Genomic DNA, 23891 nt, shown 5'->3' on the forward strand with positions numbered 1-23891 from the left:
ATGGCTTGATTTAAGCATTTATCGCATAGAAAAAGTAGATGAAGTTATGTTTTTCATCTACTTTGTCTACAGTCTGAGAGGCTCTTGGGTCTTTTTATTTTATATCTTTACGATAATTTTTTTCTTTTTTGCAACTTCATATAAGACGCCTAGGGCTATGACCAAGACTCCACTTACTAGGATGCTTCCTTCTATTCCAAAGGCTCCTCCACTTATTAGGAGAAAGCCAACTGGTTTTGCCTTGAAAATTGTATTGGTCGAATTGATTATTCCACTCACATTTATGCCAAAGATGTTAGCTTGGAGAAAGTTCCAAACACTATGGCAGGCAGCTGATGTATATAAGCTATCTGTTATGTAAAAAATCATTGAAAATACTAGCCCTGCTAGGAACAAATTGACAAAGGCTAGGGGACTAAAGGAAGTGTTTCCCAAGTGGAGGATAGCAAAAATCAAGCTATTAGCAAAAATTCCTATGACTACCCCGCTTCTTGCTGAAAAATAATTCATTATAGCTGCCCTTGTGATAAGCTCTTCTTCAAAACCTTGAAAAATCCATCCCAAAACAAAGGCAATAAAGACTCCTACCCTTACATTACCAGCATTTAAAGTAACTTCATAACCCCCAAAAATATTGGCTAAGAAAAATGCTACACTCAAAAGAATTGTTCCAATACCAAGACCAACAAAGTATGATTTCACCTTATTCTCGCCCGTTAAACCCAAGGACTTGGCATTTCTTTTTTGATAAAATTTCACAAAAAAATAGGTTGTCAGACTTACAAAAAAGGTCGCAAGCAAAAGAAGGATGGAAAAATACTCATTTGTCTTGTAATTTACAAAAATTTCTCTTACCCTTTGCTCTTGCCAAAACAAACTTATAATAAACCTAAATATCCCTATGGCTATTGTCGTTCCAACAACCATAATAAGACAAAGAAAGAAAGTGAAGAGTGCAGGATTTCTATCCCTCATCACAAGTCCTGTTTCTTTCATTGACTCATTTTCCAAAAATTCTATTTTTTTCCTAGTTGGCATAATCTAGGGCTCCTCCGAGGATGGCGTTTACAAAGGGCCTTGATTCATAAATTGTTTTAGTGAAACGCTTGTTTGTTACAAAAATTGTAACCCTCGCCTTTTTCTTAGGAGCTTTTGCATCAACTAGAGCCTTCATATAGGCTTGGTGGCTCTTATCCTCTCCCAAACTATTATAGATATCAACATAGTTCACATTTTCAATCTCTAAAGTAACCTCCTTGCCACCGTTGACACTTTTTTCCTCAATATATGAAAGCCTTAGATTTTTAAAGTTATTTGTCAAAAACTCTTCAGCTTCCTTGCCATTGGTAGAATAAGATGACTTTAGGGCATCAAGTATCACGCCAAGTCGGTCCATGTGTTTATTCATATATTCTCTATCATTTGTCTTAATAGCTGTTTCAATCTTTGCTACGGTCTTTTTGTTAGAAGAAAAGAGCCTAATGCCTCCAAAAATGAAGACAAGAAATATGATGCCTATTGCAGATAGGCGAAAAATAACACGCCTCCTACGTTTTTGTTTGATTTTCTTTCTTCTTCTCATCTGCCTTTGCTTTTGCCTTTCAAAGTTTGAATCTAAGTCATAATTTTCCAAGTCTTCTCGTCTCATGCTAACCTCTCTTATAAGTATTATATCATTTAATTAATTTTTTTTGAGATTTGTGATATCATTTAGGTATGAAAAAGTTAAAAATAAATTTTGCAAGTTTTTTGGGTCTAGTCCTACTCATCCTTAGTTTCTTTGCCCCAACTCTTGCTCCATCAACAAAACTTAATACCCCTTTAGCCTTTAGGCTAATAAATGCCTACCTCATTGCCTACCTTGCCTATACGATTTCCTTTATGGATACAAGAAAGGTTGTAACCCTCTTTATCCCCCTAATCACCTTCACAATTATCAACCTAGTCCTGGTAAATGGTAGGCAATTTCCGCTAGATAGGACCTTGGTCAAAGAAGTTTACCTAAACATCAGAAACTTCTACGATTTGATAAGTCTGGTAGGGATATTTTTCATAATAGAATTAGGTCTTAACAAACTCTTTGGCAATACTTTTACCAGCATCTTTGGAGCTATTTGCTTGGTGATTTTCTTTTACTATGATTATAGCAAGATTCTCTATAGCTTTACAAGCCTTAAGGATATTTTCCTCTACTTTGCCATTTATATAATGGCCCTAAGGGTAAGGCAAGCTACTAGGATAAGTCCTCTCCTCTATGGCCTAGCCCTAATTCTTATCGGTGGAGAAATTTATCTGATTCATAAGTTCAAATTAACCTACGGTTTTCTGCTTACAAGCCTTGGTTTAATTTATCTAATCCTAAAAGGGATAAAACGTCCAAATGAAATGAATTTTGAGAAATTCATGATCTTTGTCTACACCTATATTTTCCCAACAATTTGCCTTAGTTTACGAGCCTTTACAAGTGCTGGGGACTTGATAAGTTTAATCCTTGCAAACCTTATAACCTTCTTTGTAGGTCAAGCCCTCTACTTATTTAGGATAAGACTACTAAACTATATCCTCATAGGGATTAACTAAAAAATCCAGCCTAGGTAACTCAACCCAGCTGGATTTTTCTTTATGCTAATACTTCTATTTTATTTTTAATATCTCTTTTCAAAAAGTACATACACATCACGCTATTTACTATTTCTGAAATTAAGAAAGACCACCAAACCAAATCTATATTTCCCGTAAGAGAAAGAACATAGAAGGTAGGCAACAATATTATAACTTGCCTTAGGAAGGACTGGAGGATAGCTGATTGCCAGTTGCCGAGAGCTTGGAAAACTCCTACAGAAATTATCGAAACTGAAGCAACTATATAAGATATAGAAACTATCCTTATCATTGGCACACCAATTTTTCTCATAGCCCTTGTAGCATTGAAAAGGTCGAAAATTCTATCTGGTAAAAGCCATAAGATAAGAGTTGCTGCACCAACTATAGCAAAGCCCGATATAATAGCAAGTTTTATGGATCTTTTAATCCTTCCCACATGTCTTGCCCCATAATTAAAGGAAATTATCGACACCATAGCATTTGACATTCCTATAATAGGAAGAAAAGCGAAGGATTGGAGCTTAAACATAACCCCATAAGCTGCAATAGCTGATTGACCAAAGACCCTAAGCATTGAATTAAGAATGAAAATTACAATAGATGAAATCGCACTCATAACTATAGATGGTAGGCCAATCCAAAAAATTTGTTTGAGAATGTCCCCATGGAGTCTAAATTGTTTAAAATCAACCTTAATATCCACATTCTTCTTCTTGTTAATTACAAGACCAATAAGAGAACCCCCTATTTGGCCTATCACTGTTGCAAGAGCAGCTCCCCTTACTTCCATCCTCGGAAAACCAAAAAGACCAAAAATAAAAATCGGATCAAGAATCAGGTTTATCAAAGCACCTGACACTTGAACTATCATGGTGTAGAAGGTAAGGGATGTTGCCTGAAGGAGTTTTTCGCATAGTACCTGAAAGAAAACTCCAAAGCCAAAAATTGTGATAATCCACAAATAATCCTTGGTATATTGAACTATCTCAGGACTTTGAGCCTGACTTTTAGCAAAAATATCTGTAAAAAACAGACCAAAAAGAGCAAAGGCAACTGACGCAAATATCGAAAGAATAACTCCATGCATAGCAACAGAGCCGACCCTTCTCTTATCGTCCATCCCCAAATACCTACTCAAAAGAGCACTTGCTCCAACAGAGATTCCTATAGCAAAGGCGAGCATGATATTTTGAACAGGAAAAGCAAGAGAAACTGCCGTAAGCGCCTCTTCAGAAATTCTTGCCACAAAAATCGAATCCACAACATTATAGATGGATTGAACGAGCATAGAAATTACCATAGGTATGCTCATCTTTACAAGAAGACTTCCAACAGGCATAGTCCCCATGATATTTTCTTTGCTACTTACATTTTTCTCCATAAAACCTCCTTCAAATTGTGCAATATAAGAGATACCGGACGTACCGATATCTCATTTGTTTTGAAATTATTAAGCAAAAATTGAATGTTTTCAACTCTTCCCATTAAACTCTATTTTTATTGATTTTCCACAAGTTTTTTACTTTTTAGAAAGCTTATTTTCCAATAATTTTTTTTATGAATTTCTTAATTCTCATCTTTTTTTTTAATTTTTTCAAGTTCCAAATATTTTTCTGGATCAGGATAGAAAATGAAAGCTCCAGCCTTTTGAATAACATATCCATTGAAGTTTTGTTTAAATCTCAAAACTCCATCACTCTTCTCAAAGCCTTCATCTATTCCAAAGAAATTATATACTGGAATCTCCCTCTGGCAAATTCTTCTCATAGCCTCATATTGGAGAATAAAAGCTCCAGGAAGTTTTTGGTATTTAGTCAAAGAACCTCCCAAGAAATAAATCACTTCATCTTCTAAATATACAAGTATCATATTTGCCAAAGGTATGACATCTCTCTTAGCTTCTTTCTTAAAAGCTTCAAGCATTTCTAAATCTTTTCTCAAGGAAGCTATTCTCTCTTTATTTCCCTTAGAATTTTGATCCATTGAACCTATAAGATTTTCTAGCCTAGCTATTGAATGATTAAGATCAATTTCTGAAGTTAAAAATTCGGTCCTAGAAGCAAATTCATCAAAAAATGTTTGGTAGTAATTTATAGACTTATCACCAAAACCTTGCCTTTCGGCAGTTTCTTCTGTAAGAACCTTAAAATCTTCAAGCTCTTCTCTTTTTATGGCTCTTACTTTAATATCTAATTCTTTGGCTTTTTTAATTTTTCTTTGAGCATTTTTATTAAAAGATTTTAGTAAGTCCTCGTCCTTATCAGGAATAAAATCTTTCATATTCTTAATGAATTGAAAGTCAGGAGAGCCATCATCACTTGTAACTGAACCATCATTTTCCATATATCCAACTTTTTTCATCTCTTCTATATAGGATGTGTCTTTTTCATCTAGCAAGTTACCTTCTTGGTCGTAAATCCTATAATCCTTATCTAGTTTTATTACAAGTTTTAAGAATCCTTCTTCTTTTACATAAGCTCTCAACTTATCATAAAATATATATTCGTATGATGGATCCACTGCACTCGCCCCAACCATAAGGTCAATTCTCTCCCCTCCGAAAATTTTCCTAATGAAAGCAAGCCCAACCGCCAAAATCTTTTCTCCTTCTACAAGAGCTAAGAGTTTTATCTTTCTATTATTGCTCTTTAAAACTTCAGCCATCTCGCTAGTTTGTAAGAAAGAATAACTTTCAACCCTGCCTAAAAATTCATCATATTCATTTCTTGAAATTTCTTTAATAATCATAATTGCCTTTCCTATTTCTTCTCTTCACTTATTATAACATAGTTTGTTGTGATAAATAAGCCTTGTTCTAATTCATGCAAAAAGACAGGGATTATTTGAGTATACTTTTACAAGCACTCCTTAGAAAATTGTTTCTAAAACCAATATTTTCCTAAGTAATCACCCCTGCCTATTTATTAACTATTGAAAATTTCTTTTTCTAATTTTCTAATCTGATCCTTTAGAACAAGTTTCCTAAGGAAAGAATCATCTTCTTTCATTATATTCGGATTGGCAGTATTAGCACACCTTTGCTCATCCTTAAATTCATCCATTAGCTCAGGCTTTATATGCTTTTCAAGACAAGCCTCCGATAACTTTATCAGCCTAAATTTCCTGCTTGGACTTACGGACTTACTTTCTCCATATCCCTTATCCCTTATAGCAAGTTCAATCAAATTAACCCCTGCTAGTGTTGAGTAATAGAAGGTCCTTCCCTGCCTTTGATTCATCTCAAATACAAAAATCTCACCAGTTTTTGCATCTAGTTTAAAATCAAAATTAAATAAGCCCACATAATCAAGCTCATCGACAATGTGTTTAGCTATCTCATACATTTTTTCATTATCAGCATCAATTTGAACTAGGTGGTTTCCGACTGATAGAGGTCTCATATCTGAAATAATATTTCTTGCCAAGACCATAGATGTTTCTTTCTTAGTTGACCTATATCCATTTAGTGAATATTCGTATCCATCTCCTCCATTTACATATTCTTGAACTAGCATATCACTTGTGTAGCCAGCCTTGTAAATTTCTCTTAACATTTCTATGGCCTCACCTTTTGAGCTAAACCTATAGCCTTTTTGCCTATGAGAAAAGTCAAGATTATAAAGCTCTGGGAAATTATCAGGTTTCATAAATAAATCACCATCAAGACTTAGGCTCTCTATGGTATACTTGTTGATAAGCTCTGTCTTTGGATACCTTACACCTATAGTATCGAGATAAGCATAAAATTGAGATTTGTGGTATATGTTTTTATAAATATCTCCAAAAGGATATGCAGCTTCAAAGTCAAAGTCTAACTTATCTAGGTTCTTACACAAGATGTCTAAGTAAACCTCATTTGGGGCAAAAATTATAAACTTTGTGTCTGGATATTTTTTAGCTTCATTATTTAGCATGGAAACAAATTGGTCATCATGGCTAGAAAATCCTGATTTATATGTCAAATCAGTTATTTTTGTGTGTTTGTAGGCGTACAAAAGTCCCGAACCAACTGAGATAGACTTTTTGCCAAAGGCTTCATAATAACTCCTAGCAACTGCATAGGAGTTATCATCTGTTCCAAGAATTAGCGGTCTAACATCTTTCATCAAGCCACCTAGAATATTGATTCCATTGATTTTGAAGCTCTTTCTTCAGAAATCTTTTCTATAAACTCTTCTAGTGAAACATCTGGTGTTTCTTTTCCATCTCTATTTCTTACAGTAAGCTTACCTGAATTTTCTTCCTTATCGCCTACTACTAGCATGTAGTTAGTTCTCATTAGTTGAGCTTGTCTGATCTTATAGCCTACACCCTCATTTCTATAGTCGATATTTACTCTAAAACCTGCTTCTTTGATTTTTTCTTTTATCTCTTCTGCAAAGTTGATATATTTATCAGATACTGGGATGATTTCAACTTGTTGTGGGTTTAGCCATAGTGGGAATCTTCCTGCAAAGTGTTCTGTAAGCACTCCGATAAATCTTTCGATTGAACCAAGAAGAGCCCTGTGAAGCATTACTGGTCTTTGCTTTTCTCCATTTTCATCTATATAGGTTAGGTCGAAGTTTTGAGGTAGTTGGAAGTCAAGTTGGATTGTTCCACATTGCCATTCTCTTTTGGCAGCATCTAGGAGGTGGAAGTCGATTTTTGGACCATAGAAAGCTCCATCTCCTGGGTTTATTTCATACTCAATTCCACGTTCTTCTAGGGCCTTCTTTAGTTGGTCTTCAGCAAAATCCCAATCCTTGATATCTCCCATGAAGTCATCTGGCCTTGTTGATAGTTCGATTGTGTATTTGAAGCCGAATGTTGAGTATAGGAGGTCTGCAAGGTCAATCATCCTATATACTTCTTCTTTGATTTGGCTTGGAAGACAATAAACATGGGCATCATCTTGAGTAAAGGTTCTTACTCTGAATAGACCGTGTAAGGTTCCTGAAAGCTCGTGTCTATGAACTTGACCATATTCAGCAAGTCTAATTGGTAAGTCTCTATAAGAATGTTGGTTTGAAGCATAAGTTAAAACAGAACCTGGACAGTTCATTGGTTTTATAGCATAAGCTTCGCCATCAATTTTTGTAAAGTACATATTTTCTTTGTAGTGGTCCCAGTGACCTGATCTGTGCCATAGGGCTTCATTTAGGATTAGAGGAGTTTTGATTTCTCCATAGCCATTGTTGTTTAGAACATCTGTCCACCAGCCAAGTAGTTCATTCATCAAGATCATTCCATTTGGATGGAAGAATGGGAAGCCTGGGCCTTCTTCGTGGAAGGCAAATAGGTTCATCTCACGACCAATTCTTCTGTGATCTCTCTTTTCGATTTCTTTTTGAAGCTCTTTATATTCTTCTAGTTGTTTAGCCTTTTCAAAAGAAATACCGTAGATTCTTTGGAGCATTTGTCTGTCAGAATCTCCCCTCCAATAAGCACCAGCTATAGTTTTTAGCTTAACAGCCTTGATAGCTTTTGTTGATTCAAGGTGTGGTCCCCTACAAAGATCAACAAAAACATCGCCCATCTTATATAAGGTAATCTTCTCAGCTTCAGGAAGGTCATTTATTAGCTCAACCTTGTAGTCTTGACCATCTTTTTCAAACATATCCAAGGCTTCGGCTCTTGAAACCTCAATTCTTTCAAGCTTGAGGTCTTTTTTAGTAAATTCAAGCATTTTCTTTTCAATTTTTTCCAAATCTTCTGGAGTAAATCTATGGTCAAGGTCCATATCATAATAGAAACCATCAGCAATAGCTGGACCTATGGCAAACTTTGTTCCTGGGAACATTTCTTTAATTGCTGCTGCCATCAAGTGAGATGAAGTGTGCCAGAAAATTTCTTTTCCTTCCTTATCTTCAAACTTAACTACTCTAAAGTCAGAATCTTCTTCTATAGGCTCAGCATAGCCCATAACCCTTCCATTAACAACAGCCCCAACAGCTGCCCTATAAAGTCCCATGGAAATATCCTTTGTAACATCTCCTACTAGAACTCCACTCTCATACTCCTTAACTGATCCATCAGGTAAACTAATTTTAATCATAATCTCTCCTTACTTTCCCATAAAAATAGACGTATGTCCCAGCCCGTCGGGCTATAGGACGATACGTCTTTCGTTCGTGGTTCCACCTAATTTTTTTACTCATTAGAAGGCTTATCGTGCCTTAACGTCTCACATTACATGAGAAACTCAAGGGTGGTACTTTAAATATATGTACTGAAACTTCTCAACTCCCGTTTCTTTCTGTAAGCACTTTCCTAATCAAAGCTCCCTATCTAAGTCAATATTAAGTATATGCTTATGTTACCTTATAATTTATTATTTTCAAATAAATATAAGTATTTTCCTATAAAAAAAGCAAATTGACCCCCAATATCTAATGACCTATAATAAAATCAAAAGACTTTACAGGAGAAAATTTATGGCAAATGCAGTAATCCTTACAGGCCACGGGAATTTTGCTAGTGGCTTGTATTCGTCAGTCAAAATGGTTGCAGGAGACTTCGAAAATATTAGACTTTGCGAATTTGAAAGTGGTAAAAATTACGAAAACTTGGATGAAGACTTAATAAGTGCCTACAAAGACCTATATAATTATGATAATATCCTCATCCTTTGTGATATAGCAGGAGGGACTCCTTTCAATAGAGCTGTTGTGAGTTTAGGAAGTAATGAAAATGTAAAATTTGTTGGTGGTGTTAATTTTGAAATCCTCTACCAAGCCCTAACATCCACAAAAAAAGATATGGCTTCCTATATAGAAGATGTGATGGACCATGGTCAGAAGTCGATTTTTCTATATAAATAACTGGTAGTATCCATATCTCAAGCTCCTTAAGGGGGCTTGTTTTTTAGGATAACGTTACGTTCAAAATATTTTTTAATAGTAGCATGATAAACTAACACTAATATCAAGCTGAAATACCTTGCAGAATTCATATGAAAATGTTTTTATTTTTTCTTGACAGATTTTATGATAATGCTTATAATTATGATATAGGTAACTACCATATTTAAGGAGGAAAATATGAACAAGTTAAAGACAACACTGTTGGCTCTACTAGCTGTTTTTGCTTTTACAGCATGCTCTAGCAACCAAGATGCAAAGGATACCAGCAAGGATACCAAGGCTGAAACAAGTGAAAGCAAGGATCAAAACGAAGATAGCGATAAGAAAGATGACAAAGACGCTTCTTCTGATACTTCCGATAAGAAATTCGCAGGTAAAACCTTGACTCTTGCAGGTCTTGACGGAGGTTATGGTACCGAAGGTTGGAAGAAGGTTATAGCTGACTTTGAAAAAATGACAGGTGCTAAAGTTGAAGCACGTTTTGAAAAAAACATCCAAGAAGTTATAAGACCAGAAATTCAAGCAGGAAATGCTCCTGATGTAATCTATAACAATATAGGTCAAGAATCTGGTCTAACTGAGACAATGATTAAAGAAAAAATGCTTATGGATATTACAGATGTTTTGGATATGAAAGTTCCTGGCGAAGATGCTACTGTAAAATCTAAGATTATCCCAGGCTTTACTGATACAGCTGTAACAAATCCATATGGCGATGGCAAAACTTACCTCGCTCCACTTTTCTATTCACCAACAGGTCTTTGGTACAACAAGGCTATGTTTAAAGATGGTGGCGGAAAATATGAACTTCCAAAAACAATGGATGAATTTTTAGCTCTTGGAGAGGAAGCAAAGAAGGATGGTATATCCTTATTCACTTATCCAACAACTGGATACTTTGATACTTTCTCTTTTGCAATGTTCTATGAAATCGGTGGAGCAGAATTGTTTGATAAGCTAATGAACTATGATGCACAAGCTTGGAAAAACGAAGCAACACCATACTTTGAGACTGTAGGCAAAATCTTAAAATACCTAAATCCTAACACAGTTGCTCAAGCAAATAACGAATCCTTTACTCAAAACCAATTACAAGTTATGAAAAATGAATCTTTGTTCATGCCAAATGGTACATGGATTGTTGAGGAAATGAAGGATGCTAAGGGAGTTTCCGACAAATTTGAATGGGGTTTGATGCCACTTCCTTCAATGAAAGATGGTGAAAGATATGCTTATTCATGGTTTGAACAAATCTTTATTTCACAAACCTGCAAAGAACCAGAACTCGCCAAAGAATTTATAGCTTATCTTTATTCAGATGCTGCAACAAAAGCTTTCCTAGAAAATGGTGGAGCTGTTCAACCAATCAATGGTGTTGAAGCAATGATGAAAGATGAAAATCAAAAACTCTTCTACTCTATCTACAAAGATGGCGTTAAGGCTGCAGTAGGTGGTTGGGCTCAAGCTCCAGCTGTAGAAGGTGTGGATATGAAAGCTGAACTACTTGATTCTGTAAACTCAGTAGCAAATGGCGACAAGAGCGTAGCTGACTGGCAAAACGATGTTGTTAAAGCAGCAGAAAAAATTTCAGAAGCTAAGAAAGCTCAATAATATTTGATGATTTGGGGCGGGCAACCGCCCTTTAATTTTTATAAGGAGTTTATATGAAAAATTCTAAGGATAAAAAAAGATTTATAGCCCTAGGCATAACCCCTTCTCTCATCCTCTACACTTTGTTTATGGTCTATCCTACAATCAAGGTTTTCTATGAATCCTTGTTCAAAACAGGTGGACTTTCTGGTAAGAGAAGCTTCGTAGGTCTTTCCAACTTCAAACTTTTGCTTACTGACAAAAACTTTATAAGAGCTTTCCAAAATACAGTTTTCCTAATTGTTGTGGTAACTCTTGTAACTATGGTTCTTGCCATAGTCTTTGCCTCAATTCTTTCTAGGGAACGAATCAAAGGCAGAAATTTTTATAGGATTATTTTCTACATTCCAAACATCCTATCCATAGCAGTTGTTGCATCAATATTTGCTTCTATATATGGAATGGATCAAGGGCTTATCAATGGATTTTTAAGGCTAATCCATCCAGATAGAACCAATACACCTTTTCTAGGTGATAGGATGCTTGTAGTGTATTCAATCGCCTTTGCTATGATTTGGCAGGCTATTGGCTATTATATGGTTATGTATATGTCAACTATGAGCCAAATCCCAGACCACCTCTATGAAGCAGCCAACCTTGATGGAGCTGGAAAGTTGCGTCAATTTTTTGATATAACCCTTCCTTTGAGCTGGGAGACTGTAAGAACCACCCTAACTTTTTATGTAATAAGCAATATAAACATTGCCTTTCAGATAATAAAGGCTCTCACAGGCGGAGGCCCAGATGGAGCAAGCCTTACCTTGCTTAACTACCAATACGAACAGGCTTATACAAATTCGTCTTTTGGTTATGGGCTTGCCATAGGTGTAGTTGTCTTTATATTCTCTTTTGTTCTTTCTGCGATTATTCACAGGCTAACAAAGAGAGATATCATGCAATACTAGGAGCTAATTATGAAAAATCAATCAAAACTTTTTAAAATATTTACCTACCTATGCCTTACAATTTTTGCCTTGTCCATCCTTGTCCCTGTGGCTTGGGTGTTTATGGCCTCCTTTAAGACTAATTCCGAATTTTATGAAAACCCATGGGCTCTTCCCCTATCTTTCTATTTGTACAACTTCAAGGATGCGTGGTCAGCTGCAAACATGGGAGAGTATTTCTTTAATTCAGTTATTGTTACTCTTATGGCCCTTATAATCCTCCTTGCCATCGCCCTTCCTTTCTCCTATATTTTAGCTAGGATGAGCTTTAAGGGCAGGCGTTTTGTAAACTCCTACATCAAGGCAGGCTTATTTATAAATCTTTCTTATATAGTAATACCAATATTTTTGCTATTAAGAGATACATCCAAACTTATTCCAACAAGCCTACTAAACAATAGATTTGTCTTGGCTTTGATTTATGCATCTACGGCAGTTCCTTTTACAGTATATCTGCTAACGAACTTTTTTTCTTCTATTTCTAAGTCTTATGAGGAAGCAGCCTATATTGATGGAGCTGGGTATTTTAGAACCATGGTTGATATTATGATTCCTATGGCTAAGCCTGCTGTGATTACTGTAATTTTGTTTAACTTTTTAAGCTTTTGGAATGAGTACATTCTTGCTTTGACCCTTATGACAGATCCTAGCAAGAGGACTTTGCCAGTCGGTCTTATAAATCTACAACAAGCTGCAAGGGGTGCCGCAAACTATGGAAGGCTCTATGCTGGTCTTGTAATTGTAATGATACCTACTTTAATAATTTATATACTTGTACAAAAACAACTTACTGAAGGAATGATGGTTGGAGGAGATAAAGGATGACAAATAATAAGATAGGAAGGCTCACCCTTCCAAGTGAAGCTAATTTTTATGATGAAACTATCGAAATGATTGAAAAACTCGGAGCAGATGCACTTAGAGATTCTGATGGAACATATCTGCCTGATGATATCAAGGATATAGAGGGAGTTGATATCTATACCAACTTCTTTCCTACCAGAGGCCACAACGAATTTGCTAAGACTGTACCTTTTGAAATGTCTAGGTTCTATTTGATAAGTGATTTCGTTACTGCTACAGAAGAATTTACAGAAATTGATTTTCTAAGAGACTACTACAAAGACCAAATAAGGGCTGACTACGACTACGACCCTAAACAATGGTGGGATGTTTATGATAGAACTACTGGAAATAAGGTTGAAACTTCTTTGTGGGAGGTTGATAGGGATAGAAATATAGTAAAAATCCAAACAGAACCCTTCCACATCTATACCGTAAACTTTCTAGCCTATGGTATTTGGGATCCTGTCCAAATGTATAACCACATTACTAACAATTGGGGAGATGAAGTTGCCCATCATATACCTTTCGATGTTAGGTATGAGAAGTCCAGCAAGTTTGTAGAAGATAATTTAGAAAAATGGCTTAAGGAAAATCCAAAGACTGATGTTGTTAGATTTACAACCTTCTTCTACCAATTTTCCCTAATCTTTAACAAGGACGGTTTAGAAAAATATGTGGACTGGTTCGGCTACCAAAACAGCATATCTCCTGAAGCTATGATTGCCTTTGAAAAAGAGTATGGCTACAAACTAGAAAGCGAAGATTTCGTTGACCAAGGCTATTACAACAGTCCTTATAGGATTCCTACAAAGGAATTTATGGATTATATAGACTTCCAACAAAGATTTGTTTCCCAAAAGGCCAAAAGACTGGTAGACCTAGTCCATAAATATAATAAGAAAGCCATTATGTTTTTGGGAGACCATTGGATAGGAACAGAGCCTTATGGCAAGTATTTTAAAAATATTGGTCTTGACGGAGTTGTTGGTTCTGTCGGTGATGGGGCAACTCTTAGGATAATAGCAGATATAGATGTTCCTTTCACAGAAGGAAGGTTCCTCCCTTACTTCTTCCCTGATGAGTTTTACGAAGGAAATGACCCATCCATAGAAGCCAAGGACAACTGGGTTAAGGCAAGACGTGCCCTCCTTAGATCTCCTCTTGATAGAATTGGTTATGGTGGATATTTATCCCTTGCCTACAAGTTCCCAAAATTTATTGACTATATAGCAAAGGTTTCTGACGAATTTAGAGAAATCTATGAAATCTCATCCAAAGCCAAACCTTACAAGGCTCTAAAAGTTGCTATCCTAAACTCTTGGGGCTCTCTTAGAACTTGGGGAGCTTATGTTGTAGCTCACGGCAAGAAATTTAAACTTGCCTACTCCTACTCAGGAATGATGGAAGCCCTAGCTGGTATGGATATGGATGTTTGCTTCATAAGCTTTGATGATGTTAAAAATGGAATTGATCCTTCAATTGATGTAATAATAAATGCTGGAGATGCCTACACATCTTTTTCAGGGGGAGAAAACTTCCTTGATGAAAAAATTGTAGCCCATCTAAGAAAATTTGTCTATGATGGGGGTGGCCTTATAGGAATTGGTGAACCTTCTGCCTACCTTGCTAACGGCAGGTTCTTCCAACTAGCTGATGTTTTTGGTTTGGATATGGAAAAGGGCTTCTCCCAAGGCTATGATAGATACTTCACCCAAGAAGTAAAAGACCACTTCATCACAGAAGATTTAACAGCCTATGATTATGGAGAACTAAAGGCAAATATCTATGCTACAGATGAAAATACTCAGATTCTAAAATACGAAAATGACCAAGTCTACCTTGCCACAAAGGACTACGGCAAGGGAAGAAGCTTCTACGCCATGGGACTACCTTATAGCCTAGAAAATACCCGCCTTCTAAAAAGAGCCATCCACTTTGTAGCCCACAAGGAAGATGACCTAAAGAAATACTACGCAGATGATTTAAGACTAGAAGTAACCGCTTATCCAGACCTTAAAAAATATTGTGTAATAAATAATTCTACAGACCACGTCAAAAGTACAGTCTATGACGGTTCTGGAGTAGCTCATCAAGTAGACCTTGATGGTGGAGAGCTAATTTATTGTAAGGAGTAGATATGGATTACTATAAAAAACAAAGATTAAACAATTGGATTTTGGGTCTTCTCTTTGTCCTTGGAGTTATCCTCCAATTTGTCGGCCACAGGAAGGAAGGCTATCTCCCTCTTGGGATTCAATTCATTTCACTTACAATTTTGCTTTTAGTTTTATACCTCTACAATAAGAGACACGCTTAATACAATAAGAGAAACGCTTAAGGAGAACCAGATGGCTGGATTAAAATTTGAAAATATTTATAAAATTTATGATAATAAGTTTACAGCGGTTAAAGATTTTAACTTAGAAATAAAAGATGAAGAATTTATTGTCTTTGTAGGACCTTCAGGTTGCGGAAAATCTACAACCCTAAGGATGGTGGCAGGCCTTGAAGAAATATCCAAGGGTAAGCTCTATATTGGAGATAGGTTAGTAAATGATGTCGAACCAAAAGATAGGGATATAGCCATGGTATTTCAAAACTACGCCCTCTATCCACAAATGACAGTAAAGGAAAATATGTCCTATGCTCTAAGGATTGCAAAAGTTCCAAAAGATGCAATTGATAAGAAAGTAAAAGCAGCGGCAGATGTTTTAGGTCTTGTTCAATACCTAGACAGAAAGCCTGCTGCCTTATCAGGAGGTCAAAGGCAGAGAGTTGCCCTAGGACGAGCTATAGTAAGGGATCCAAAAGTTTTCTTAATGGATGAACCCCTATCAAACCTAGATGCCAAACTCAGAGTTCAAACCAGGGCAGAGATAAGCAAACTTCACGAACAACTTGACACAACCTTTATCTATGTAACCCACGACCAAACTGAAGCAATGACCATGGCAGATAGGATTGTAATAATGCAAGATGGCGAAATCAAACAGGTCGATAGTCCTATCAATGTCTATACCAAGCCAGAAAATTTATTTGTGGCAACCTTTATAGGTTCTCCACAAATGAACCTTATAAATGGTAAAGTAATAAAAGAAGATGAAAATTACTATCTAATAAATGAATTTATCAGGATTCATATTAGTAAAGAAAAAGGATTCGGATTAGAATCCAAGGGATACTTGAAAAAAGATTTGATTTTAGGTATTAGGCCTGAGCATATCTATAGCTCTTATAGAAAGACTGATTCTGAAATTGTAGGACTTGTAGACTTCATAGAACTACTAGGAGCCCAACAATATGCCTACTTAACAGCCAAGGGGCAAAAGATAAATGCAGTTTTGAGTATGGATGATAAGATAGCTAAAAACACAGAAATTAAGCTATATCTTGATGAAGATAAGATGCACTTTTTTGACAAGGACTCCCAAAAGAACATACTTTTATAAGGAGCAATTATGAAGAATGTATTGATAACTGGTGGAGCTGGCTACATCGGTAGCCATATAGCAGTCGAACTTTTAGAAAAGGACTATGGGGTTGTAATTTACGATAACCTTGTAAATTCTTCAATCATTTCCCTGGATAGGGTAGAGGAAATTACAGGCAAAAAACTTAAATTCTATGAGTCAGACGTTCTCGACAAGGATAAGCTTAAGAAAGTCCTTGTAAACGAAAAAATCGACGTTGTAATCCACTGTGCAGCTCTCAAGGCTGTGGGTGAATCAGTAGAAAAACCCCTAGAATATTATCATAACAACATTAGTGGGACTCTTTCTCTTTTGGAAGCTATGAACGAAGTAGGATGCAAAAATATAATCTTCTCTTCGTCAGCAACAGTTTACGGGGATCCAGCAAGTGTCCCTGTAACAGAGGATTTTCCAAAAGGAGTCTGCACAAACCCTTATGGCTGGTCAAAGTCTATGATGGAGCAAATCATGACTGACCTCCACACATCCGATCCAGCTTGGAAGGTAGTCCTCCTAAGATACTTCAACCCAATAGGAGCTCACAAGTCTGGAAGAATCGGTGAAGATCCACGAGGAATCCCAAACAATCTCCTACCTTATATAGCCCAAGTAGCAGTTGGCAAACTCGATTATTTAAGAGTTTTTGGCGATGACTATGACACCCCTGACGGTACAGGAGTTAGGGATTATATCCATGTAGTCGACCTTGCCAAGGGCCACGTCCTTGCTGTTGATAAGATAGATGAACTTGATGGAGTTGAAATAATCAACCTCGCTACAGGAAAAGGCTACTCTGTTCTTGAAGTTCTAAAGGCTTTTGAAAAGGCTTCTTCAAGGAAAATCCCTTACCAAGTAGTTCCTAGAAGAGAAGGAGATATAGCAAGAACCTATGCAGATGCTAGCAAAGCCCTAAGGGTTTTGGGATGGAAGGCAGAAAATGGCATAGAAGAAATGTGTGAAGATTCTTGGAGATGGCAAAAAGAAAACCCTAACGGGTACGAAGAAAAGGAGTAATTATGGACACAAGTCTTGTGGTCCTAGCAGCTGGAATTGGCTCAAGATATGGGGCTGGTATCAAACAGCTTGCCAAAATGGACGAAAATGGATATACAATAATCGACTATTCAATATACGATGCAATAAAGGCTGGTTTTAATAAGGTTGTCTTTATAATAAGAAAAGATATAGAAGATGACTTCAAAGAGATAATCGGAAATAGGATTGAAAAAATCGTAGATGTAGAATATGCCTACCAAAATATGGACTTACCTCATGGTTTTGAAAGTCCAAGAGACAGGAAAAAGCCTTGGGGAACTGTGGATGCAATTCTATCAACAAAAGACCTAGTCAAGGACCCTTTCCTAATAATAAACGCAGACGACTATTATGGAAAGGAAGTCTTTAAGAAACTTCACAACTACCTTGTAGCTAACGCCGCCTACAAGGACGATAAACTACAAATCGCAATGGCAGGCTACAAGTTGAAAAACACCCTATCTGCCAACGGAGCAGTAACTAGAGGAGTTTGTGTAGGTAATAGCCAAAACAAACTAGAAGATATAATAGAAACTCACGAAATCAGGCAAAATGATGATGGATCTATCTCAAGCAAGGAAGGCCTAGATTCCAATATCCTAAACCTTGAAAGTCTTGTATCTATGAACCTTTGGGCTTCCTACCCAGAATTTATCAGCCTTTGTAAAGATCACTTTGTAAGATATCTTGAAAAAAATATCGACCAACTCTCTAGTGCAGAATACGTCCTTCCTGAAATGATAGGTGAATTAATCAAAGAGGAAAAAGCCGATATCACAATTCTACCAACAAATGAGAAGTGGATAGGCATAACTTACAAACAAGACCTCCACCCTGCCCAAGAAGCCTTTAAGAAAATGTTTGAGGATGGAATATACCCTGCAAATATTTGGAATTAAATTGTAATAAGGCTTGAAATCATCCTTGCTAATAATTCTTAGTAGAGCTTAGGCAAAAACTTCTAATAATAGGTTGTTAATATTCAAATTTTTATAGCATAATATTTTATAATGGTTACTACATATCTATGTTTTAGTAACCATTTTTATTTTTCTTTAAAAAACTTTCTCTATCCCTACTCCTTCCAATCTTCACTTCAGCAATCCAATATTTTTTTCTATAAAAATTTTAAATTTTCTTTAAAAACCTATTGAAATTAGTTAAGGAAAATGTTAACATATAATTAAGTGGTAGTAACCAAATTCAAGCGAATTTTAAGGAGGTTTTAATGACCAAGGCTTGTAGAAATTCAGAAGATAAGAAAAACAAAAAGGTTCCATTGAAATTACTAGCAGCAGTTATTGGAATGAGTATTTTCACAACAATGAACTATGGCTTAGCCTATGCTGATAGTCAAAGTGTGGATAAGGAAGAGAAATCCCCTGTAGAATATCAAGAAAATCTTGCTAACAAAAAAGACGATGAGGATAAAACAGATAAGGATTCTAACAAGACTTTAGAAAATGAGGCTAATGGTGAGCAAAATAATGCAAAAGAAGATGAAAAAGCTCCAAACTCAGAAGAAACTGGTAAAGATAATAAGGATTCAGAAAACGATTCCTTTGAGGTATCAAAGGATTCGCTAGAAAAAGAAACAGCTCAAGCTGTTGGATCTAGTCAACAAAAGGAAATAATAGAGTGGCAAAAAACTTCAAAAAATGGTGAAGATGTCAAAGAAGTTATAGACAAAGAAGTCAGATATAATAAGCTTGAATCTAATTCATCTAATGACAATGCTCTAAACACTGCCAACTACTCAAAAGATGGTCTAGCTTCATCAGAAGAGGGAACTAATTTCAATATCACTTTTAAGGATATTTCTAACCCTAATGAAAGTAGGTTTGGAGTTTTTCTAAATAGGGGAAGTGACAACTCCTCCTCCATCTTTGTTGGATATGATAGAGCTGGCTGGTTTTGGGAATACAAGGTTAATGGAAGCGGAAACTGGTATCAAGGAAATCGAAGACCTATACCAAAAGTCAACGAAGAACAAAACCTCAATATAAGCATAACCAAAGACGGTCAGCTAAACGCTACAGTAAATGACCAAAAGGCTTTTGATACCTATGTGCTTCCAGGCGATGTTTGGTCTACCCTTAAGAAAAATAAGGGACTTGAGCTAAAATTAGGTCAATGGGGCAACCAAAAAACTTCAATTTTAGTTAAAACCCAAGACCAGAACAATGTTCCAAAAGAAGAGGCAAAGGTTGATGAAGGGAATAATTTTGACGATACAAAGGCCTCTTATGTAAACATCAAATCTAGTGATATGGATGTCAAAATCGACTCCAAATTCCCTAGGATTAAGGAATATACCTACAAGGGTAAGACGCTTCCTGGTAAAGAAGACTATATAGATACTCTCCGCATCAACAACATCGAGGTAAAACCTGAGGTAGAATTTGAGAAAGTTTCAGAATCTTCCGCTCGTTACAAGATGAAGATTAAGGATGAGGCTAATAAAATTGATGCAGAAATTGATGTATTGCTTTCTGTAGAAGGAAATGTTCTTGACTTTAAGGTTGAAAGAATCAAAAACAATAACAACATCAAAGGTGGCGAAAAAATCAAAGATAGAAGGCTTCTCCTTGAAAAAATAGACTTTTCTTCCAACAACTTAGTATCCGTCTCTTCAGACCATGAAAATGCTAAGTTCGATGGAGCTCATATGAACACAAATGTAAGATTGAGTGGAGATGTTCATACCGATGTTACCAACCCTCTCGAAAACTACAATACCAACGAAGGCTATATGTATGGTTTTGTATCTGACAGATACTTGGCAGCAGGTCTTTGGTCAAACTCTCAATACGACAGGGCCTTAAACGGCAGCAACGCCTTTACAAGGATAAAAACTAACAAAGATACCTTTGGCAAAACCAACTACCTAGGTCTTGCCTCAAGTCCATACTACTATCAAAGGGCCCACGCTATGCTTGATGATAGGAATTGGCAAACAGGAGAATATTGGGTTTACAATGAAAGAACTTGGGATGAACTCCCTCACTCCAAGGTTGTTTTGACAGAAGATGTAAATGGAGATAAGAAAGTAGACTGGCAAGATGGCGCGATAGCCTACAGAAAAATCATGAACAACCCTATGGGCTCTGAATATGTAAAAGATCTTATAGCTCAAAGAATTGCCATGAACTTTGGTTCTCAAGCCCAAAACCCATTCCTTATGACCCTAGATAATCTAAAGAAAGTCTACCTCCATTCAGATGGTCTTGGACAGATGATTCTCTTAAAGGGATATGGATCAGAAGGCCACGACTCAGGCCACCTAAACTATGCAGATATAGGCAGAAGAATTGGTGGAGCTAGCGATATGAAATACCTCCTAGAAAAAGGCAAGGAATATGGAGCAAGAATCGGTATCCATGTTAACGCATCCGAAACCTATCCAGAAAGTAAATACTTCAATCCAGAAAGGCTAAAAAGAAATAACGATGGCAATTATAGTTATGGTTGGAACTGGATTGACCAAGGTATAAATATCGATGCAAGCTACGACCTTGCTGATAATAGGTTCAATAGGTGGAAGGAACTTAAAGATAAGCTTGGCACAGATGCCCTTGACTTTATATATGTGGACGTTTGGGGCAATGGCCAATCAGGAGATAACCAAGCTTGGGCGACAAATATGCTAGCCAAAGAGATTAATCACTTCGGCTGGAGAGCTGCCTTTGAGTGGGGCTATGCAGGCGAATACAATTCTACCTTCCAACACTGGGCAGCCGACCTTACCTATGGTGGCTACTCCTTGAAAGGAATTAACTCAAATATCACTAGATTTATTAGAAACCACCAAAAAGATTCTTGGGTTGGAAATTATCCTTCTTATGGAGGAGCTGCTGTAAATCCTCTCTTGGGTGGTTATGATATGAAAGACTTTGAAGGTTGGCAAGGAAGAAGCAACTACAGAAACTTCATTCAAACCCTCTACAAGACTAACCTTCCAACCAAGTTCATCCAACACTTCCAAGTTGTTGAGTGGAAAAACGGAAATCCAGTCCTAATGAGTAACGATGGTTCTACTTACGAATGGACTCCTGAAATGTATATAAGACTAAAAAACGATGACCATCAACTAGAAATCAATCGTGTATCTAACAATGTCAATTCATGGGGATATAGGCAAAGAACTATGACCCTCGATGGTAGAAAAATCTTCAACGAAGATGGCTCTTACCTCATTCCTTGGTTTAACGATAGCAAGGGCAATAAATTGGCTAGTGAAGATGAGAAAATGTATTTCTATAATCCAGCTTGGGGACCTAAAACTTTTGAAATGCCTAAGGATTGGACAGGCAAGGCCTATGTTTACAGGTTAACTGACCTTGGAAGAGTCGAAGAGCAAGAAGTTGCAATCGTAGATGGCAAAATCACTCTCGATCTAGCAAGTAATACCCCTTATGTCCTCTACAAAAATAAGAAAAGTCAATCATCCGAACAAACAAAAAATATGAATTGGTCTGATGGTATGCACATCAAAGATACTGGTTTCAACAGTGGAAATCTTGACGAATGGCAAATAGAAGGCAACGAAGATAAGTCTGTATCTATAGCCAGAAGCCAAGCAGACAATCCTATGCTTAAAATAGCAAATAATAGCAAAAAAGTAACCTTGACCCAAAAATTGACAAATCTCAAGCCAAATACAAGCTACGCCCTCTATGTTGGAGTTGATAATAGGTCTGATTCAAGGGCTGAAATAACTGTCGATACTGGTTCTAAGAAAGTTACAAACTTCACTACAAGATCTCTAGCTCCTAACTATATTAAGGCTTACGAACACAATACCCTTGTAAGTAATGCAACAGTTGATGATGTAAGCTACTTCCAAAATATGTATGTCTACTTTACAACAGGAGATGACGTATCCAAGGTAAATCTTACTCTAGCAAGAGAAAAGGGCGAAGGTGCGAGCTATTTTGATGGACTAAGACTTGTGGAAAATAAGTCAACCATGTTTGACGGAAACCACGATTCTGACACATCTAAAGTCTTTAAACAAGACTTTGAAAACTCTGCCCAAGGTATCTTCCCATTTGTAATAGGAGGAGTCGAAGGAGTAGAAGACAATAGAACCCATCTTTCAGAAAAACACGAACCTTACACCCAAAGAGGCTGGAATGATAAGGTTATATCAGATGTTATAGACGGAAATTGGTCTCTTAAAACAAATGGACTAGTCGGTAGAAATAACCTTCTCTATCAAACAATTCCTCAAAACTACAATTTTGAAGAGGGTAAATCTTACTTGGTAGAATTCGACTATGAAGCAGGAAGCGACGGAACCTATGCCTTTGTAATTGGTGAGGGAGAATATAATAGAAATGCGACCTACAAGGTCTACAGTCTCGGCAACACTTGGGAAAATAGCAATAAACCTAAAAGAGCTAAATTCTTAGTTCAAGGAGGAAAAGATAGGTGGATAGGAATCCTATCAACAACCAAGGGAGCTGATACAAAAGGAACTGGTGGAAATACAGCTAACTTTAGAGGTTACCAAGACTTCATTCTTGACAACTTAACAATATCACCTTCAGAACTTACAGCAGAATTAATCCTAGATTCCTTCAAGTCAAACTTCTCACCAAGCAAAAACTACAAGGACTACACCAAAGAAAGCGTAAACGCCTACCAAGATGCCCTAAGAAAGTTAGAACTAGCCAAGGGTGATGACCTAACAGTAGAAGAAGCTAATAAGTTAATCAAGGATTATGAAGATTGTAAAAACAACCTAGTAGCCATTAAAAAATCCCTAGATATTGATGATATAGAATCTTTCGATGCAGCTAGCCAAGATGATGGTTCTTCCATCCTTTCTGCCTTCGACAACAATCCATCAACTATCTATCACTCTCCATGGAATAGATCAATCATGGGAGAAGAACTAGAAGTAACCTTCAAAAACCCTACAGAAGTTATAGGTCTTGAAGAACTTCCAAGGCAATCCGGCTCAAATGGTAGAATCAAAGATGCAACCCTTGAAATCATAGATGATGAAAACAAAACTCACACCTTTGAAATCAAAAACTGGCCAAACTCACCAGCCCTACAAAAAATTGACTTTGGAAAGCCAATCAAGATGAAAAAATTCATCCTAACAGTAGCAAATTCCCACGGTGGTTCAGCTCGTGAAAATGACATCTTCGTTTCAGCTGCAGAGCTAAGGTTTAACCTCTACAAGATTGCTGAAGGATATGAAAAAACAACAGATTATCAAGAACTTAGGAAAAATTTACAAGCTTATAAGGGAAATGACACCTATGTCAAAGAACTCTTAGAAAAAATGAATTTTATAGAAGAAAATGACCTTATAAACGAAGCAGAATATACAAAAATTCTCGACAAACTTAACGAACTAAACGAGGCTTACAAGAAAGCCTATAAGGAAAAGCTTGATAAGGCTAAAAAAGATGCCATAAAAGACCTCGCTGATGCTGGAATTACTGGTCAAATCTTTATTGATAAGGTTAATAAGGCTAATA

The 23891-nt window shown here is 36.6% G+C and carries 17 protein-coding genes; 11 read left to right on the forward strand and 6 right to left on the reverse strand.

Annotated elements, in window-relative coordinates; genetic code table 11:
* Window positions 1-99: 99 nt before the first annotated feature.
* Together Q0W95_RS04270 and Q0W95_RS04275 are read right to left on the reverse strand one after the other, a co-directional pair.
* Window positions 100-1038: a type II CAAX endopeptidase family protein gene (locus Q0W95_RS04270; RefSeq protein WP_297790276.1), complete on the reverse strand. Its 939-nt coding sequence runs from the start codon at window positions 1036-1038 to the stop codon at window positions 100-102.
* Entirely contained in the window at window positions 1028-1648 is a 621-nt protein-coding gene (locus tag Q0W95_RS04275) for a hypothetical protein (RefSeq protein WP_297790277.1), read from the reverse strand. Before Q0W95_RS04275 ends, Q0W95_RS04270 begins: the two co-directional genes overlap by 11 nt.
* Window positions 1649-1716: 68 nt before the next feature.
* On the opposite strand from Q0W95_RS04275, the gene Q0W95_RS04280 reads away from it, so the two are divergent.
* Window positions 1717-2580, forward strand: a complete 864-nt coding sequence (locus Q0W95_RS04280) for a hypothetical protein (protein ID WP_297790278.1) — start codon at window positions 1717-1719, stop codon at window positions 2578-2580.
* Window positions 2581-2620: 40 nt separating this feature from the next.
* On the opposite strand, the gene Q0W95_RS04285 is transcribed toward Q0W95_RS04280, so the two are convergent.
* The 4 genes from Q0W95_RS04285 to thrS form a co-directional block, all read right to left on the reverse strand.
* Window positions 2621-3985 carry an MATE family efflux transporter gene (locus Q0W95_RS04285; RefSeq protein WP_297790279.1) on the reverse strand — a complete coding sequence of 455 codons (1365 nt, stop codon included), beginning with the start codon at window positions 3983-3985 and terminating at the stop codon, window positions 2621-2623.
* 185 nt (window positions 3986-4170) lie between these two features.
* Complete coding sequence (locus Q0W95_RS04290) at window positions 4171-5352, reverse strand: peptidoglycan bridge formation glycyltransferase FemA/FemB family protein (protein WP_297790280.1); 1182 nt, start codon at window positions 5350-5352, stop codon at window positions 4171-4173.
* Window positions 5353-5528: 176 nt separating this feature from the next.
* Complete coding sequence (locus Q0W95_RS04295; protein ID WP_297790281.1) at window positions 5529-6710, reverse strand: ATP-grasp domain-containing protein; 1182 nt, start codon at window positions 6708-6710, stop codon at window positions 5529-5531.
* A gap of 8 nt (window positions 6711-6718) precedes the next feature.
* Window positions 6719-8641: a threonine--tRNA ligase gene (thrS, locus tag Q0W95_RS04300; RefSeq protein ID WP_297790282.1), complete on the reverse strand. Its 1923-nt coding sequence runs from the start codon at window positions 8639-8641 to the stop codon at window positions 6719-6721.
* Between the two features lie 379 nt (window positions 8642-9020).
* Between thrS and Q0W95_RS04305 the strand changes: the two genes are divergently transcribed.
* The 10 genes from Q0W95_RS04305 to Q0W95_RS04350 form a co-directional block, all read left to right on the forward strand.
* Window positions 9021-9407 (forward strand): PTS fructose transporter subunit IIBC, encoded by a 387-nt coding sequence (locus Q0W95_RS04305; RefSeq protein WP_297790283.1) that lies wholly within the window; start codon window positions 9021-9023, stop codon window positions 9405-9407.
* Window positions 9408-9626: 219 nt separating this feature from the next.
* Complete coding sequence (locus tag Q0W95_RS04310; protein ID WP_297790284.1) at window positions 9627-11060, forward strand: carbohydrate ABC transporter substrate-binding protein; 1434 nt, start codon at window positions 9627-9629, stop codon at window positions 11058-11060.
* A gap of 53 nt (window positions 11061-11113) precedes the next feature.
* Complete coding sequence (locus tag Q0W95_RS04315; RefSeq protein WP_297790285.1) at window positions 11114-12004, forward strand: sugar ABC transporter permease; 891 nt, start codon at window positions 11114-11116, stop codon at window positions 12002-12004.
* Window positions 12005-12013: 9 nt separating this feature from the next.
* Complete coding sequence (locus Q0W95_RS04320) at window positions 12014-12868, forward strand: carbohydrate ABC transporter permease (RefSeq protein WP_297790286.1); 855 nt, start codon at window positions 12014-12016, stop codon at window positions 12866-12868.
* Complete coding sequence (gene gnpA / locus Q0W95_RS04325) at window positions 12865-15024, forward strand: 1,3-beta-galactosyl-N-acetylhexosamine phosphorylase (protein WP_297790287.1); 2160 nt, start codon at window positions 12865-12867, stop codon at window positions 15022-15024. The genes Q0W95_RS04320 and gnpA overlap by 4 nt, the downstream gene beginning before the upstream one ends.
* Window positions 15025-15026: 2 nt before the next feature.
* Window positions 15027-15206, forward strand: coding sequence for a hypothetical protein (locus Q0W95_RS04330; RefSeq protein ID WP_297790288.1), 180 nt, complete (start codon window positions 15027-15029; stop codon window positions 15204-15206).
* Between the two features lie 31 nt (window positions 15207-15237).
* Window positions 15238-16338, forward strand: coding sequence for a sn-glycerol-3-phosphate ABC transporter ATP-binding protein UgpC (gene ugpC, locus Q0W95_RS04335; RefSeq protein WP_297790289.1), 1101 nt, complete (start codon window positions 15238-15240; stop codon window positions 16336-16338).
* 9 nt (window positions 16339-16347) lie between these two features.
* The gene (galE, locus tag Q0W95_RS04340; protein WP_297790290.1) at window positions 16348-17373 is read left to right on the forward strand and encodes a UDP-glucose 4-epimerase GalE; all 1026 of its coding nucleotides are present in this window, start codon (window positions 16348-16350) and stop codon (window positions 17371-17373) included.
* A gap of 2 nt (window positions 17374-17375) precedes the next feature.
* Window positions 17376-18293: a sugar phosphate nucleotidyltransferase gene (locus Q0W95_RS04345; RefSeq protein ID WP_297790291.1), complete on the forward strand. Its 918-nt coding sequence runs from the start codon at window positions 17376-17378 to the stop codon at window positions 18291-18293.
* A 329-nt stretch (window positions 18294-18622) separates the two neighbouring features.
* Window positions 18623-23891 (forward strand): endo-alpha-N-acetylgalactosaminidase family protein (locus tag Q0W95_RS04350; RefSeq protein WP_297790292.1); only part of this gene is annotated, 5269 nt, incomplete at its 3' end.

Origin of the sequence: uncultured Anaerococcus sp. (assembly GCF_947253225.1) — a bacterium.
In the GTDB taxonomy this organism is placed as follows: Bacteria; Bacillota; Clostridia; order Tissierellales; family Peptoniphilaceae; genus Anaerococcus.